At 62.8% G+C, this 15,275-nt stretch carries 19 protein-coding genes; 11 read left to right on the top strand and 8 right to left on the bottom strand.

Annotated features, from left to right (window positions below; all coding sequences use genetic code 11):
• Nucleotides 1–14: 14 nt before the first annotated feature.
• From KUV49_RS15475 to KUV49_RS15450, 6 genes are all read right to left on the bottom strand, one after another.
• Nucleotides 15–758, bottom strand: coding sequence for a DUF1194 domain-containing protein (locus tag KUV49_RS15475; RefSeq protein WP_222450721.1), 744 nt, complete (start codon nt 756–758; stop codon nt 15–17).
• Complete coding sequence (locus tag KUV49_RS15470) at nt 755–1,459, bottom strand: DUF1194 domain-containing protein (RefSeq protein ID WP_261391249.1); 705 nt, start codon at nt 1,457–1,459, stop codon at nt 755–757. Before KUV49_RS15470 ends, KUV49_RS15475 begins: the two co-directional genes overlap by 4 nt.
• Nucleotides 1,456–2,067, bottom strand: a complete 612-nt coding sequence (locus tag KUV49_RS15465) for a DUF1287 domain-containing protein (protein ID WP_222450720.1) — start codon at nt 2,065–2,067, stop codon at nt 1,456–1,458. The genes KUV49_RS15470 and KUV49_RS15465 overlap by 4 nt, the downstream gene beginning before the upstream one ends.
• Complete coding sequence (locus tag KUV49_RS15460) at nt 2,067–2,495, bottom strand: VOC family protein (protein WP_222450719.1); 429 nt, start codon at nt 2,493–2,495, stop codon at nt 2,067–2,069. Before KUV49_RS15460 ends, KUV49_RS15465 begins: the two co-directional genes overlap by 1 nt.
• An 81-nt stretch (nt 2,496–2,576) precedes the next feature.
• Entirely contained in the window at nt 2,577–3,962 is a 1,386-nt protein-coding gene (locus KUV49_RS15455; RefSeq protein WP_222450718.1) for a hypothetical protein, read from the bottom strand.
• Complete coding sequence (locus KUV49_RS15450) at nt 3,943–4,917, bottom strand: thymidylate synthase (protein WP_222450717.1); 975 nt, start codon at nt 4,915–4,917, stop codon at nt 3,943–3,945. Before KUV49_RS15450 ends, KUV49_RS15455 begins: the two co-directional genes overlap by 20 nt.
• Before the next feature lie 234 nt (nt 4,918–5,151).
• Here KUV49_RS15450 and KUV49_RS15445 point away from each other — a divergent pair, with 234 nt between their 5' ends.
• The 5 genes from KUV49_RS15445 to KUV49_RS15425 all read left to right on the top strand — a co-directional run bounded on the left by KUV49_RS15445 (nt 5,152) and on the right by KUV49_RS15425 (nt 9,055).
• Nucleotides 5,152–5,943: a thymidylate synthase gene (locus KUV49_RS15445; RefSeq protein WP_222450716.1), complete on the top strand. Its 792-nt coding sequence runs from the start codon at nt 5,152–5,154 to the stop codon at nt 5,941–5,943.
• Nucleotides 5,943–6,482, top strand: coding sequence for a dihydrofolate reductase (locus KUV49_RS15440; protein ID WP_222450715.1), 540 nt, complete (start codon nt 5,943–5,945; stop codon nt 6,480–6,482). Before KUV49_RS15445 ends, KUV49_RS15440 begins: the two co-directional genes overlap by 1 nt.
• Complete coding sequence (locus tag KUV49_RS15435) at nt 6,466–8,154, top strand: DUF262 domain-containing protein (protein WP_222450714.1); 1,689 nt, start codon at nt 6,466–6,468, stop codon at nt 8,152–8,154. Before KUV49_RS15440 ends, KUV49_RS15435 begins: the two co-directional genes overlap by 17 nt.
• Nucleotides 8,155–8,303: 149 nt before the next feature.
• A complete protein-coding gene (locus KUV49_RS15430; protein WP_261391246.1) occupies nt 8,304–8,582 on the top strand; it encodes a hypothetical protein in 279 nt (92 codons plus the stop codon).
• 176 nt (nt 8,583–8,758) lie between these two features.
• Nucleotides 8,759–9,055 carry a hypothetical protein gene (locus KUV49_RS15425; RefSeq protein ID WP_222450713.1) on the top strand — a complete coding sequence of 99 codons (297 nt, stop codon included), beginning with the start codon at nt 8,759–8,761 and terminating at the stop codon, nt 9,053–9,055.
• A gap of 36 nt (nt 9,056–9,091) precedes the next feature.
• Here KUV49_RS15425 and KUV49_RS15420 read toward each other — a convergent pair whose 3' ends face one another.
• Entirely contained in the window at nt 9,092–9,298 is a 207-nt protein-coding gene (locus KUV49_RS15420; RefSeq protein ID WP_057790118.1) for a cold-shock protein, read from the bottom strand.
• A 209-nt stretch (nt 9,299–9,507) separates the two neighbouring features.
• Here KUV49_RS15420 and KUV49_RS15415 point away from each other — a divergent pair, with 209 nt between their 5' ends.
• Together KUV49_RS15415 and KUV49_RS15410 are read left to right on the top strand one after the other, a co-directional pair.
• Entirely contained in the window at nt 9,508–9,819 is a 312-nt protein-coding gene (locus KUV49_RS15415; protein ID WP_152492963.1) for an arsenate reductase family protein, read from the top strand.
• Nucleotides 9,820–9,837: 18 nt separating this feature from the next.
• The gene (locus tag KUV49_RS15410) at nt 9,838–10,206 is read left to right on the top strand and encodes a hypothetical protein (RefSeq protein WP_222450712.1); all 369 of its coding nucleotides are present in this window, start codon (nt 9,838–9,840) and stop codon (nt 10,204–10,206) included.
• Between the two features lie 90 nt (nt 10,207–10,296).
• Here the strand turns inward: KUV49_RS15410 and thrS are convergent, their stop codons facing one another.
• Complete coding sequence (gene thrS, locus KUV49_RS15405; protein ID WP_222450711.1) at nt 10,297–12,279, bottom strand: threonine--tRNA ligase; 1,983 nt, start codon at nt 12,277–12,279, stop codon at nt 10,297–10,299.
• 332 nt (nt 12,280–12,611) lie between these two features.
• Here thrS and KUV49_RS15400 point away from each other — a divergent pair, with 332 nt between their 5' ends.
• From KUV49_RS15400 to KUV49_RS15385, 4 genes are all read left to right on the top strand, one after another.
• Nucleotides 12,612–12,797 carry a hypothetical protein gene (locus KUV49_RS15400; protein WP_222450710.1) on the top strand — a complete coding sequence of 62 codons (186 nt, stop codon included), beginning with the start codon at nt 12,612–12,614 and terminating at the stop codon, nt 12,795–12,797.
• 24 nt (nt 12,798–12,821) lie between these two features.
• Complete coding sequence (locus KUV49_RS15395) at nt 12,822–14,057, top strand: MFS transporter (RefSeq protein ID WP_222450709.1); 1,236 nt, start codon at nt 12,822–12,824, stop codon at nt 14,055–14,057.
• Between the two features lie 164 nt (nt 14,058–14,221).
• Nucleotides 14,222–14,401: a hypothetical protein gene (locus tag KUV49_RS15390; protein WP_222450708.1), complete on the top strand. Its 180-nt coding sequence runs from the start codon at nt 14,222–14,224 to the stop codon at nt 14,399–14,401.
• A gap of 71 nt (nt 14,402–14,472) precedes the next feature.
• Complete coding sequence (locus KUV49_RS15385; RefSeq protein ID WP_222450707.1) at nt 14,473–15,225, top strand: alpha/beta hydrolase; 753 nt, start codon at nt 14,473–14,475, stop codon at nt 15,223–15,225.
• The last annotated feature ends 50 nt before the right edge of the window (nt 15,226–15,275 follow it).

Raw genomic sequence — 15,275 nt, 5'->3', positions numbered from 1 at the left:
CGGACGCGAACACCTCAAGGCAGGCGCAGGCCCGCGGGCTGCGGCGGCACGAGCCGGGACAGGTTCGGCAGTTGCAGCTCGCGCACCAGCTTGCGGCGCATGGCGGCGGCGAAATCCGCATGGTCCCGCGCGGTCTCGGCAAAGGCGCCGGGCCCGTGCAAGACGAAAGCGCGGAAATAGCCTTCCAGGGATTTCACGTTATGCAGGTTCTTCGACGTGTTCGACCGCGATTGCGGCCCGATCACAAGCCCGTTGACCGTGACATCCCCAAGATCCTCCTCGGTCAACTCGCGCGGGTGCAGCCCGATATTGGCCGGCCCGTCGCCCGAGATGTCCAGCGTCCGCCGCAGGCAGTCCGCCTGCCGGTTCAGCGCCGCCACCCCGACCAGGATCGCCGCGCTGATCGCCGTGGTGGGATCGTCGCCCCTGGCCTTTTGCGTCGCCCGCAGGCGGGCCGCAACCTCGGCCAGGCGCGCCGCGCCGTCGATCTCGGTCCAGTCCAGCAGCACGCGCTGGTCCCGCACGCCGCTCCATTCGTAGATCATCAGCCGCACAGGGGCTTCGGGGACCGCAAGGAACGCCTCCTGCACCTCCGGCGCCAGCAGCGCCGCGGCCAGCCCGTCGGTCTGCAGCCGATATTCACCCGCGTCGACCGACCCCGACACGTCCAGCCCCAGCGCCAGCGCCTGCCGGCATTCGGCCTGGGCCACGCCCGCCCACATTGCAATGCAACAGACGGCCAGCGCCCGCAGGCTCATCCGTGCGGACCGGGGCGGGTCACGCCGCCCAGGATTATATCGTTGATTTCACGATAGAGTTTCCGGGTCATCGCCTCGGTGAACTCGTCGAACCCGTTGGCCACCACCAGAAACGCGCCCGGCCCGTGCAGCACTTCCGCCCCGTACCAGGTCAGCACGCCGGGGTCCTCGCCCAGCACCACCAGGCCGTTCACCGTGACGTTCTGCATCGGGAAATGCCGGTACGCCTCGCGCGGGCCGTAGCGATAGTTGTTCACCCCGTCGCCCGACACGTCGATCACCCGCCGCTCGCAGGCCGGCCCCTTCTGCAAAAGGCTCGCGCCATAGCCAAGCGCCGGACCCATCGAGGTGGGAAACTCGTCATGGCTGCGGCGCATCTTCAGCAGGGTCTCGACCGCGCCGTCGATCGCGCCGGGGCTGTCCAGCACCGTCCAGTCCAGCTGCAGCTTGTGCTGGTAGAACCCGGACCATTCGTAGACCGCCAGGGCCACGTGCCCCGGCGCGCCCCGCAGGATCGCGTGGCGCACCTCCTCGGCATCGAGGGCTGCGGCCAGCCCCACCCGTTGCAGATCGTACTCGGCGGCATCCACCGACGACGACACGTCGACCGCCAGCACCAGCGCCAGCCGGCACCCCTCGGCCCCGGCCCTGAGCGGCATCAGCGCCATGAGCGCAAGGGCCAGGGCGCGCCACGCCCTCATCGCGCCAACGCCCGCAGCCGGTCCTGCGCCGCCGCGTCCAGCCGCGCGCGCAGCACCATGTCATGGTCGAACAGGATGTCCTCGGTCCGCGTCCCCCAGCCGATGTTATGGGTCACCAGCGGGCGCGCGCCGCCGGCGCTGCGGCTCTCGGCCACGATCCCGATATGCGGCAGGCCCGACCCCGCCAACCGCCAGCTGACGATATCGCCCGGCGCGAAATCCTCCGGGTCATCGCTCGGACCCTCGGCCGCGCCGATCCGGCGCAGCAGGGTTTCCAGGTTCGGCACGCGCCGGTGGTCGATGTTGCGGTCGGTCGTGGTAAGGCCCCAGATGGCGGGGTAGGCGGCGAAATCGGCTTTCATGTCGCGGTTCACCGCCAGTTGCAGATCGATCCCGTGCGCAGTGCGCAACGCCCGGATCACCACGTCGGTGCACACGCCCCGGTCGCGCGGCACGTCGCCGCCGGGAAACTCCAGCCCCACATAGGACGGATCGTAGATCACCGTCACGCCCACCTGCTCCGCCGCCGCCTCGGCCAGCGCGTCGGCCAGGGCCGGGGCAGGGGCGGCCAGCACCGCCACCGCGATCAGCGGACGGTGCAGACCCATCACCAGTGCCCGGTACTTTCCATGCTGGCCCAGGGCTCTGCCGGCTCCAGCGCGTCGCCCGCCTGCAGCAATTCCACCGAGATGTTGTCGGGGCTGCGCACGAAGGCCATGCGCCCGTCGCGCGGCGGGCGGTTGATCGTCACGCCGTTGTCCTGCAGATGCTTGCACATGTCGTAGATGTTATCGACCGAATAGGCCAGGTGCCCGAAATGCCGGCTGTCATCGGGCAGATCGTCGTCGCCGTCCCAGTTGAAGGTCAGCTCGACCGGGCATTCCTCCTGTCCCGGCGGCGCCATGAAGATCAGCGAAAAGCGGCCCTCTTCGCTGTCCATGCGCCGGGTCTCCTTCAGGCCCAGCAGTTCGTAGAAAGCCATGGATTTTTCCAGGTCCTTCACCCGGACCATCGTGTGCAGGTATTTCAGCGCCATGAGCGTGCGGCTCCTTTGTTTTGAATTCCCCACCACAGTTAGCCGAAAGCACCGCGCTGTCCAGAGCGGGGGCGGGGGGCCTCAGAATTCCGAACGGATGCCGAAACTGACCGAGGTTTCGTCCACGTCGAACCGGCTGATGTTGGAATCCGTCGCCTCGGTATTCACCGACACGGTGGGCACGAAGCCCAGATAGCTCCAGTCCTGGAAGGTCGCTGTCACGCCGCCGAAGGTGCTGTTGTCGCTGCGCCCGCCGGGGACGGGGCCGATGATGCGGTACTTGTCGTACTCGACAAGGCTGTGGCCCAGCTGAAAGCTGAACAGAGCCGGTCCGATCTCGCGCCCCATCGTGTAGCTGACGATCCCGGTCCACTGGTCGCGCGCGCGGTTCACCCCGTCCGTTTCGGTGGTGCGGTAGTTCAGGTATCCGCCAATCCGCGCACCATTCGCCAGCTTGTAGCTCAACTGCGCGAAGCCTTCGAATTGCATGGCGTCGTTATAGGGCCAGGTCTCGTCTTCCTGGAACTCGACCGCCCCGCCAAAGCCGAGGCGCATGTTCTCGCCAAGGCGATTGTGCCGTTCGACCCCCAGCCGCGCGAAATCGTAAAGCGGGCTGTCGCCGTACCAGACGCGCCCGCCGGTCAGGTCGAATTCCCACTGACCGCGCTTGGATGCGTCGACCGCCAGATGGTTCACCCCGACCTGCAACCGCGAGGACGAAATGTCCGATCCGCTCAGCCCCGGCACGGCATCGTTGAATTTTACCCGCCGCGTATAGGCCCGCCCGGTCAGCCGCGTCATGTACCGCTCGCCGTAGGCGATGCGATAGCTGCCCTGCAGATCGGTGGTGGCAACCACCCCGTCGATCGCCTGCGCGCTGGGTGACAGCACGCCCACCACCGGCACGCCGTCGATGATGTTGTAGGGGCTGTTGGATCCGTTGTTGACGTTGTCGGACGGCGAGACCGAGAATTTCAGGTTGAAATTCAGCGGGTTGTGCGCGCGCACGGTGCGGAACGCCTTGATCGAGTCCTGGCGCACCTCCTCGGTCGGCGCGTGTTGCACCGCGCGGCGCAGCCAGAACTGCGACAGGGTCAGCCGGTCGTCGGCATAGGCCATCTGCGAGGCCAGCTGCGCGGCCTCGTATTTCTGCACCTGCGTCTGGGCGGTGTTGAACGCCTTGCGCGCGGATTTGCGGCCAAACCCGTAGGCCTTGACCTGCGCGAAAGCCAGCGCCTGCGTGTAATGCGCCTGACCGTCGCGCGGGTTGGCCTTGAGCAGGCCTTCGCTCAGCTGATAGGCCAGCTTCGGACGGTTCTGCTTGATCGCCTGAACGGCCAGCGCCTGCACCTGGGGCAGGGTCATCTCGACGCCGTCTTCGGCCGGGGCCGAAAGACCCCAGGCCGACAGCGCCGCGATCAGCGCAAACGCGGCCGAGGCGCGTGCGTTACGGGTTCGTGCCGGCACAGCCCACGGCGTCTTCGACAGGTTGGCCACATTGGTCGAGCACGAAAACGCCGTATTCCTCTTCGGTTTCGAAGCCGAGCGGGTTGTTCGGTCCGTCGAATTCTTCCAGGTGGATGACGCCCGCAACGCCGGACGCGTTCGTGCCTCCGAAAATACCACCATAGTCGCCAATCTTCTGGCCGATCACGTTTTCACCGGGAAAATCGCCCTGCTCGTATTCGGCCTGGCCGACGAAGGTGCCATCAGAGCTTATCGGCGTGTTGACCAGGACGATCGAGGGCAGCGCGGTGCCGCTGTCCACGAGCGTACGTTCGATGATGTTTCCTTCGACCGTAGCGTCATCTCCGAAGTTCGCCTGAAGCTCCACGCGCCCGGTGACCTCGGCCGCCTGGGTCGGAACAAGGTCCGGGTCCAGACCGGCCGGAGGGGGCGTGAGATCTTCGCCGCTTCCGTTCAGGTTCGTTACGCCGACGTAATTGCCAGCATAGCTGACCTGGCCCGTTGCCGGCGAAAAGTCGCCATCCCGCTCGTAATAGCCACCCCCGAAAACTCGGTTGCGCGGTCCGCCCGATATGCCTGCACCGGCTCGAACGCCCGAGTTGTTGTTGGCCTCAGCGACGTAGATCGTATAGTGACGGTCGCGCCCATCGTCCTGGAACGTATAGGCTTGGTACCCGTTCCGATCCATGCCGGGGCGCCGTCTGTACACGAGCGGATCGTCGCCTCCGTCCAGCGTCAGCCCCTCGACCGTCAATGTCTCCGTCGCCGCGTTGTAGTTCAGACGGGTCAGGTCCCCGGCCAGCGCGGTCGGGATGCCTGCGTCGGTGGTCGGGTTGTCATCGTCCCCGCCGGTTCCGGGGTCCGGCGCCGCAGGGTCGGGGGTGAACGGGTTGGTGCCCCCGCCACATGCCAGCAGGAACGCCGGCAGCACGAGTGATGCCACGAAACGGTTCATGATGAGTACTGCCCTCAATATGTGGTCGTTTTTGTATTGTTTTGCCCGAGAGTCAGCGTGCAAGCCTGCAAAGTCAAAGTTTTTTTCATGCGCCGCGGCAGGAAAATCAGGCTGTGTTGCCCCGCAACCGCCACCCGATCTGGAGGATTGTTTGCGCCGCCTCACAAGATATAGTGGGGTGCGACTCGCATTAGTTGTCCGCGCCCCGCAAATGTCCAACGGCGGAAAGACCCGATGAAGCAATATCACGACGCACTGGCCCATGTGATGACCCATGGCGTGCCCTCGACCGACCGGACCGGCACCGGCACGATCTCGGCCTTCGGGCTGCAATCGCGCTATGCCATGGCCGACGGCTTTCCGCTGGTGACCACCAAGAAGCTGCACCTGCGCTCGATCATCCACGAATTGCTGTGGTTCCTCTCGGGCGAGACCAACATCGCGTATCTCAAGGAAAACGGCGTCTCCATCTGGGACGAATGGGCGGACGCGGACGGCGACCTTGGGCCCGTCTATGGCCACCAGTGGCGCCACTGGCCGGGGCCGGTGGGCGAGATCGACCAGATCGAAACCCTGATACAGATGATCCGCGAAACCCCCGACAGCCGCCGCCTGATCGTCTCGGCCTGGAACCCGGGCGACGTGCCCGACATGGCCCTGCCGCCCTGTCACACGCTCTGGCAGGTGCGCATCGCGGGTGGCAAACTGCACCTGCAACTCTACCAGCGCTCGGCCGACATGTTCCTCGGCGTGCCGTTCAACATCGCCTCCTACGCGCTATTGCTGCACATGCTCGCGCATGTCACCGGCTACGAGCCCGGCGATTTCGTCCACAGCTTCGGCGACGCGCATATCTATTCCAACCACGTGGATCAGGTGAAACTGCAGCTCTCCCGCACGCCCAAGCCCTTGCCGACGCTGCGCATCACCCGTGATGTCAAATCGATCTTCGACTTCCGCTACGAGGATTTCGAGATCACCGGCTACGATCCCGATCCGCACATTCCCGCGCCGGTGGCGGTCTGATGATCTCGCTGGTGGTGGCGACCGACCGCAACCGCGCCATCGGGCGGCAGGGGGGCATCCCGTGGCACATCCCCGCCGACCTCAAGTTCTTTTCGCGCGAGACCACCGGCACCGCCTGCATCATGGGCCGCCGCACGTGGCAAAGCCTGCCCGAGCGCTTCCGCCCCCTGCCGAACCGGCTGAACCTCGTGGTGTCCTCCGGCGCGCCCGACGGCGCCGAGCACGTCCACCCCTCCGTCGACAGCGCCATCGCCGCCGCGCATGCTGCCGGCTACGCCCATATCTGCGGCATCGGCGGGGCGGGGATCTACGACGCCCTTCTGCCCCGCGCCGACCGTCTGGTGATCACCGAGGTCGACCTGGCCGTCGAGGACGCCGACACGTGGTTCCCGGAGTATGAGGCGGCGGAGTGGCGGGAGAGCGTGCGGTTTGTTCTTCAGGAGGAAGAGCCGCGGTGTGAGGTGGTGGAGTTGTTAAGAGTGCGAACTGTAGAAACGGCGCAGGATTGGACGGAGGCTCCCAATGGCAAAGCAGACTGAAAATCCGGTCTCATCGTACGATCCCAAAAAAGAACCGATTGGCCAGCTACTATCGCTTACTAATCCGTCTTTGATCGTACCTGATTGGCAGCGAAACTATAGTTGGAAGACCGAACACGTAGAGGTTTTCTGGAACGACTTAATTTTTTTTATGGACCGCGAAGGACCGAAGCCGAAAGGAGAGTACTTTCTCGGCTCAGTGGTAATCGTAAAAACGCAAAGTGGCGATTACAAATTGCTTGATGGCCAGCAAAGACTAGCGACATCGGCAATACTTCTATCAGTAATTCGCGACCAAATAAAATCCTACAAACCGAACGCGGCAGATCAGTTTCAGTCCCAATTCCTAGTAGGATTTGATCACGTTGAAGAGAAGAGCATCCATAAACTTCGACTAAATGTCTATGATAAAGAGTACTTTAGAAGGTTAATTTTGATAGAGCGTGATGGCGACTATGAGGAGCCAACCCCTCAAATATCGTCGCACTACCTTTTGCATAACACTAGAACCTTTTTTGAAGGTGCCATCTCAGATTTGATCTCTGGTCTCAGTGAAAAAGAAAGGTTTGAGAAGTGCATGCTTGTCGCAAGATGTCTGCTCAACCACATGACTGTAATTTCAGTCTACTCAACTGACGAGGATAGCGCGGCAGAGGTGTTCGAGACGCTTAATGATCGTGGAATTGGTCTCTCAACTCCTGACTTACTTCGTAATCTGATCATTCGCCGCGCTGATGAAGAACAACGCGATACCGTAGTTGAACTTTGGCAAGAGGTGGTTTCATTCGAAACAGACGGAGCCATAAAGAACTTTCTTAGGCACTATTGGGTTTCGCGATACGGGGACGTTAAAAGTCAGAGCCTATACCGAGAAATAAAACGGAAGGTTGAGGCAGAAAAAATAGATAGTATTGCGCTTTCGACCAGCCTTAGCGATTCTGCAGCGAGTTATAGAATGCTTCTCGGCGCAAACACCGACGATGCGGAATTTAATAAGGTGCTCTCAGAAGTAAAGGAGTTCGGTGCCTCGTCCTCAATATTGCTGCCAGTACTTTTGGGCCTTTTCGAAACGGTATCCGGGCCAGACTTGGTGATTTGTTCGAGCAACCTGCTGAATGTTTTCGTAAGACACTCAGTGATTGCCAACAGAGAAAACAGCAAGCTAGAAAATGTGATTTATGCAGCGGTTCGCGAACTTAGAAGTGATGCAAGCGCACAAAAGTTTAACAAAACCATCTCAGAATACGCACCTACCGATGCTGAGTCTGTTTCTGCTTTTAAAAAGCTGTCGATCACGCACAACGGCTCCAGGCGGGCAATTCTAAAAAGGTTTGAATTGGATTTACGCCAGACGGAGGAACTCGATATCGCTAGTCCTTCGCGAGTTCACGTCGAGCATATATACCCTCAGAAGCCAAAAGAGGGTGAGCGTTGGGAAGACCATGGAAGACTTGTCAATCGCTTAGGAAATCTCACACTTTTGAGTGCTCGCCTGAATAAAGAAATTAAAAACGGTAATTTTGAACTGAAGAAACCTGCATTCTCTAAATCAGAGCTTCTGATGACGAAAGCTCTAGCTGCGGGTGCTGGTTGGAGCGCGGTCTTAATGAATAGTAGGCAAGAGAAAATGGCAAAGAAAGTTCCCGTACTTTGGCCTTTATTAAAGGAGTAACATTTGCTTCGAAGTTCGCTATGCCACTCTGGATGCCCAAGTTCCACGAAACCTGTGCACATCAAAAAAATTGACACACCCCAACCTTCGCGTACCATATCTGGTATCCGTGCGACGGGATAAAAAAATTCATAGCGAACGAGGACCTTATGCGCATTCTTAAACCCATCGTGGCCGCTCTGGCCATGACCGCCATCGCCGGGCCGGCGCTCGCCGAGGCCAAGATCTACCCTTATCATTCCAAGGAAAACTATTGCCCCTACGGCCTGCAGCCGATCACCATTTCCGGTGTCATCTCCTGCGGTACGCCGAACCAGACGCAAAGCTACAAACAGGTCATGCAGCACCCGGCGCCCAAGAAACGGCACTATGTCCACAAGTCCCGCCAGTCCTACAACTGCGCCGAAGGGCAGAAGGGCTGCTTCTGATCCACCGCCGAGGGATGTGAAATTCGGGGAAAGGGCGTACCGGGGGTGCGCTCTTTTTTCGTGTTGCGGCGGCGGACCTGTGGGCACGTGCGTATATTTTGCGTATATACGCGCACTATACTTGCCGTCATGAATCTGTTACATGTCGCCTCCCGGTGATCTACAGGAGTAGCCCCATGTTCAGGTGTATCGTCCCCGTCGCCCTGGCCGCCCTCGGCGCCGGTGCGGCGGTTGCGGCCAGCCCCATCGCGGACATTCTCTGCGCGCCCAGCCACAGCCTCACGCAGAAGCTGACCCGCCAGTTCGGCGAGTCGCGTCTCGCGCGGGGCACCCAGGGTCCCGATCAGGTCATGGAGGTCTGGACGGATGACAGCGGCGGCTGGACGCTGGTGGTCACCTATGCCACCGGCACGTCCTGCATCGTCGCAATGGGGGAAAACTGGGACGTTGTTCAGGCCGACAACCCGGCCTGAACCGCTCTTTCGCGTCGCACACACGCTCGGGCGGTTTCAGACCGCCTTCAGATTGACCGCCATGGGCCGACCGTCGCGGCCTTCCTGAAGCTCGTATTCAACCTTTTGATTGTCGGCCAGGCCGGTCATTCCGGATTGTTCCACCTGGCTGATATGCACGAAGACGTCCTTGCCGCCTTCTTCCGGGGCGATGAAGCCATAGCCCTTCGTCGTATTGAACCATTTAACGGTGCCTGTCGGCATTCCGCTTCTCCTTCTTGCCGTTCTATTCCCCGGGTATGCCGGGCCATGCGGCCAAGGGGGCCTCTGCTGGCCCCCGGCACGTCGGCCGGAGGTTGCAAGACCAAGACCACAGTAATGAAGATTGTGCACAGCGTGTAAAAAGCAAGTGAAACACGGCGGGCCAATGCTTAGGTAGGGGACACCTGATGAAAACGTGAGCGGACGACACCATGATCCTGTACGGGCTGAAGACCTGCGACACCTGCCGCAAGGCGCTGAAATCTCTTGAAAACGCCGGGTTTCGCGATGTCCGCGCCGATGGCGTGCCCGCCGATGTGCTGCGGGCGGCGCACGGAAAATTCGGCGCAGCCTTGCTCAACACCCGCTCCACCACCTGGCGCGGCCTCAGCGAGGCCGAGCGCGCGGGCGACCCGCTCGACCTGCTCGCGGCGCATCCCACGCTGATGAAACGCCCGCTGATCGACGATGGCGGCACGCTCTACCTCGGCTGGGGCAAGGACGTGCAGGCGGCGCTGACGTAACGCAGACAGGAGACGACCATGCGCAACGCGGCACTTGTCCTGGGCCTCATCGGCGGCTGCCTCGCCCTGATCGTGGGCTTCTTCACCTTCGGCTATACCGAGTTCATCCGCGAATACGGCGAGGTCGAGGGGCTGGCCACCGCGCTCGACCGGGAAGGGCTGGTACGCACCGCCAGCTTCGTCTCGCCGCTGCTGGCGATTGCGGGCGCGGCCATGTCCAAGTCCCGCGCGCTCTGGGGCGGCATCCTGATGCTGATCTCGGCCGGGCTGATGGCCTACACGTTCGGCATCGGGGCCTTCACGCTGTTCCCCATCGGTTTCGTCGGTCTGGCTGGGCTGCTGGCCATCGCCGCTGGCAAACCGGACGAACCCAAGGCGCATTTCTAAGGCGCATCGCGCCCCGGGCTTGACCCGGGGCCTCTCGGGCTGGGTGGCCCCGGCTCGGGGGCCGGGGCGCGTTTTGCAAGATGTGCCCCCTCAGGCCAGGTCGGGCGGCGTCGCATCCCTGGCGAGGACAGCGGTGACCTCCTCGAGGCTCTGCACGCTGGTCTGTTTCTCGCCCAGGCGGCGCACCGACACGGTCTTTTCCTCGACCTCGCGCATCCCCACGGCCAGGATCACCGGCACCTTGCCCACCGAATGCTCGCGGACCTTGTAGTTGATCTTTTCGTTGCGCAGGTCCGCCTCGGCCCGCACGCCCGCGGCCTTCAGCTGGTCCACGACCTCCAGCACATAGTCATTGGCCTCCGACACGATCGAGGCCACGACCACCTGCCGCGGGGCCAGCCAGAATGGCAGCTTGCCTTCCCAGTTCTCGATCAGGATGCCGATGAACCGCTCGAAGCTGCCCAGCGTCGCGCGGTGCAGCATGTAGGGCCGGTGCTTTTCGCCATCCGCGCCAATGTATGTCGCATCCAGCCGCTCGGGCAAGTTGGGGTCCACCTGGAACGTGCCGCACTGCCAGACCCGGCCGATCGCGTCGGTCAGGTAGAAGTCCAGCTTGGGGCCATAGAACGCCCCGTCTCCCGGCTCCAGCCGATAGTCGCGGCCGACGGACTTGATCGCGTTCTCAAGCGCCCCCTCGACGTAATCCCAGCTTTCTTCGGTCCCGACACGTTTTTCGGGCCGGGTCGCGAAGGCGATCTCGAACTCGGGAAAGCCCAGCTCTTCATAGATGTTGGCGAGAAAGTCGATGAAGCGGGCGCATTCTTCCTGAATCTGCTCTTCGGTGCAGAAGATATGCGCGTCGTCCTGGGTGAACCCGCGCACCCGCATAAGGCCGTGCAGCGCGCCCGAGGGCTCGTACCGATTGCACGAGCCGAACTCGGCCAGCCGCAGGGGCAGGTCGCGGTAGCTCTTCAGACCCAGGTTGAAGACCTGCACGTGGCAGGGGCAGTTCATCGGTTTGAGAGCGTTGATGCGGGTCTGGGACGTGTCCTTTGACTTGGTGGCATCGTCGGTCTCGCCGTCGCGTCCCTCGTCGACCTCCACGATGAACATGTGGTGCTGGTAGTTCTGCCAGTGGCCCGATTTCTCCCACAGCTTGCGGTCCACGACCTGCGGCGTGTTGATCTCGCGATAGCCCCCGGCGCGCTGCTTGCGGCGCATGTAATCCTGCAGCTGGGTATAGATCGTCCAGCCGTTCGGGTGCCAGAACACCTGGCCGGGTGCCTCTTCCTGCATATGAAACAGGCTCATCTCGCGGCCCAGCTTGCGGTGGTCGCGCTTCTCGGCCTCTTCCAGGAAATTCAGGTACGCCTTCAGCTTTTCCTTGCCGGTGAAGGCCACGCCATAGATCCGCTGCAGCATCTGCCGGCTGGAATCCCCGCGCCAATAGGCCCCCGCGATGGACATCAGCTTGAACGCATCCGCCGGCACCTGGCCGGTATGCTGCAAATGCGGCCCCCGGCACAGGTCCTGCCAGTCGCCATGCCAGTACATCCGCAACGGCTCGTCGCCCGGAATGGCGTCGATCAGTTCCACCTTGTAGGGCTCGCCATTGTCCTTGTAGTGCTGCACCGCGCGGTCGCGCTCCCACACCTCGGTGCGGACCGGATCGCGCAGGTTGATGATCTCGCGCATCTTCTTCTCGATCGCGCCCAGATCCTCGGGCGTGAACGGCTCGGCCCGGTCGAAATCGTAATACCAGCCATTCTCGATCACCGGGCCGATGGTAACCTTGGTCTCGGGCCAGATCTCCTGCACCGCGCGGGCCATGATGTGGGCAAGGTCGTGGCGCACCAGCTCGTTGGCGGCGTCCTCGTCCTTCATCGTGTTGATGGAAATCTCGGCATCCTGCTCGATGGGCCAGGCCAGGTCCCAGTGCTTGCCGTCCACATGGGCGGAAATCGCCTTTTTGGCCAGCGAGTTGGAAATATCGGCGGCGACCTCGGCCGGGGTCACCCCAGCGTCGTATTGCCGCGCATTGCCATCGGGAAGGGTAAGGGAGATCTGAGCCATGTCTGGCCTCCTCGTCAGTTTGGCGCCCACGGAACGCCCGGTTGCGGGTTATGGTGTCTTGGCCCGGGTTGTGGCGCGGGCCGGGGCCCAAGTCAAGCGCGGCCTGCCCAGGCTGGGCGTTCCGCTGGCCCGGTCGACCGTCCGAACGCGGATTCGGTGTGCAAAAGTATGCGAATCCGCCTCGCCGCGTCGCAGCGCACGCTCCTGAAAGCCGTTGATAAGGAAAGAAAAAATCCCCTTTACGATCCGCCGAAATCTCCTATATAACAATAACGAAACGTGCATTCAGGTTTACTTATCGCACGTCGCCGCATCGGAAGGAGCAGAAGACCATGGCACGCTACAACGACAAATTCGAACTCTCCGTCGAGGATATGGAACTGATCGAAAGCGCTCTGCACAGCTCGAAATCGAACCAGCCCGAGCCGGTGACCCGTCGCATCCACGACCTCCTCGGTCGGCTGCACAACCAAAAAGTTTTTTACCGTCCCAAGTCCGCGCCCTATGTCGGAGGCTAACCAGCCTCAACGACACGGTGCGCAGTGCAAGGCACATTCGAACGACTGACAGGACAGGAAAGTGACAAGGCCGAGGCCCGCAACGGGCTTCGGCATATCTTTTCCCTCAGCCTCACCAAAATTGCCGACGGTCTCATCGATCCCAAGCTGGTGCTCAGCTGGCTTCTGGGTGTCCTCGGCGCGCCGGGCAGCCTTGTCGCCCTTCTGGTGCCACTGCGCGAGGCCGGGGCGCTTCTGCCACAGGTCCTTCTCGCGCCGTGGCTGGAACAGCGCAGGCAACGCCGCTGGATGTGGGTCGCGGGCAGCGCGGGGCAGGGGCTCATGGCCGCCGGCATCGCCGCCTCGGCCATTTTCCTGCAGGGCTGGGCGGCGGGGCTCGCCATCTGCATCCTTCTGGCCGCGCTGGCGGTCTTCCGTGCGGCCTGCTCGGTCTCCTACAAGGACATCCTGGGCAAGACCGTGGGCCAGACCAAGCGCGGCGCGGTCACCGGCATGGCCGGCTCGGTCGCGTCCATCGCGGTGCTGGTCTTTGCCGGGCTGATGCTGTCGGGCCTGATCCAGACCAAAGCCGCCGTGATCGCCGCCATCGCGCTCGCCGCCTGCCTCTGGATCGCCGCCGCGCTGATCTTCTCGACCCTCAACGAGGATGACAGCACCCCGCAAACCGACACCGGCCTGCACCGCTTCCGCGACGTGATCCGCGAAGACGCGAACCTGCGCCGCTTCATCCTGGTGCGCGGCCTTCTGACCGCCACCGCGCTTGCGCCGCCGTTCCTGGCCGTGATGACCACCCAAGGCGACGACAACAACCTGCGCACCCTGGGCGCATTGCTGGTGGCCTCCGCGGCGGCGGGGGTCGTCAGTTCCTACGCCTGGGGCTGGCTCGCCGACCGCTCCAGCCGCCTGATGCTGCTCGCGGCGGGGCTTCTGGGGGCGCTGGCCATGGCGGCGGGTGTGGCCGCCAACCTTGCCGGTTGGGCGCAGACCACGGCCCTCATCCCCGGCGTGCTCTTCGTCCTGATGGTCGCCTATCACGGCGTGCGCCAGGTGCGCTCCACCTACCTTGTCGACATCTCGCCCGAGGACCGGCGCACGGTGAATTCCGCCGTCGCCAACCTGGCCATCGGGATCATCCTGCTGCTGGCCGGCGCCTTCGGCGGCGCGCTCAGCTGGGTCGGTCCCAATGCCGCCCTCATCGGGTTTGCGGCGATGTCGGCGCTTGGTGGCCTTGCCGCGCTGGGCCTGCGAGATGTCACCTGACCGCATACTGCCGTATACAATTGTATCGCGCTGTATTCGTCCGTATGCGTGTGTTCACTGTAACATATTGTGACATAAAGAGAATTTTCATTTCCAGATGAAATGCTAACTTTGTTGCACGGACCCACGGGTCGCAGACGCGGACAAAGAAAACGGTAGATTAAATGGCACGTTTCGATATCAGCTCCGACACCTCCGATGATGCGGGGGATGCGGATGATCCCGATCAAGCAGCGGGAACCACCTATCTCGGCTTCCCGGCCAGCGCGGTCCCCGACAAACCGGGGCAGGAGCGGGAATACACGCTCGACCGCATCGAGCGCACGATAGGCTCCATTCTCTGACCACCGCTGGCGGCTTGAAACGCCGCCCTTAGGGTGACAGGTTCCCTTCAAACCTCGAAAGGGAACCCAAGATGTCAGAGACCAAGATGCTGACCTCGCCGCAAGGGCGTTGTCTGGCCTATCACAAGACCGACGGGGACGGGCCGGGCGTGGTCTTTCTCGGCGGTTTCAAATCCGACATGGAGGGCACCAAGGCCCTCCATCTCGAAGACTGGGCCAAGCGCACCGGCCGCGCCTTTCTGCGGTTCGACTATTCCGGACACGGCCAAAGCGGCGAAGCTTTCACCGATGGCTGCATCGGCGACTGGGCGGCGGACGCCCAGGCGGTGATCGAGGAACTGACCGACGGCCCGCAAATCCTTGTCGGCTCCTCCATGGGCGGCTGGATTTCCCTGCTCATGGCCCGTGCCATCCCCGACCGTATCGCGGGCTTGGTCACCGTGGCCGCCGCCCCCGATTTCACCGAGGACAGCATGTGGGCCGGCTTCACCGAGGCGCAGCGCGCCGAGCTGAAGGCCAAGGGCCGCCTCGCGTCGCCCAGCGAGTATGACGAGCCCTACATCATCACCCACCGCCTGATCGAGGACGGGCGCGACAACCTCGTCCTGCGCTCGGACCTGAAACTGCCGTTCCCGGCGCGCTTCCTGCAAGGCACTGCCGATGCGGATGTGGACATGTCCGTGGCCCTGCGCCTTCTCGACCACGCCAAGGGCCGCGACATGCGCCTCACGCTCGTGGACGGCGCCGATCACCGCTTTTCCGACCCCGACTGCCTCGCGCTCATCATCCGCTCCATCGAGGACGTGCTGGAGCGCATCGCGTGAGCGCCGGCACCGTCCCGGCCGGATCGGCGGATTGCCGTAGCCCGCGCGAG

The sequence above is a fragment of the Roseovarius atlanticus genome (assembly GCF_019802205.1).
GTDB lineage: Bacteria > Pseudomonadota > Alphaproteobacteria > Rhodobacterales > Rhodobacteraceae > Roseovarius > Roseovarius atlanticus_A.
The sequence above is the reverse complement of the archived record's forward strand: the minus strand, read 5'-3'. Positions and strand labels throughout refer to the sequence as shown.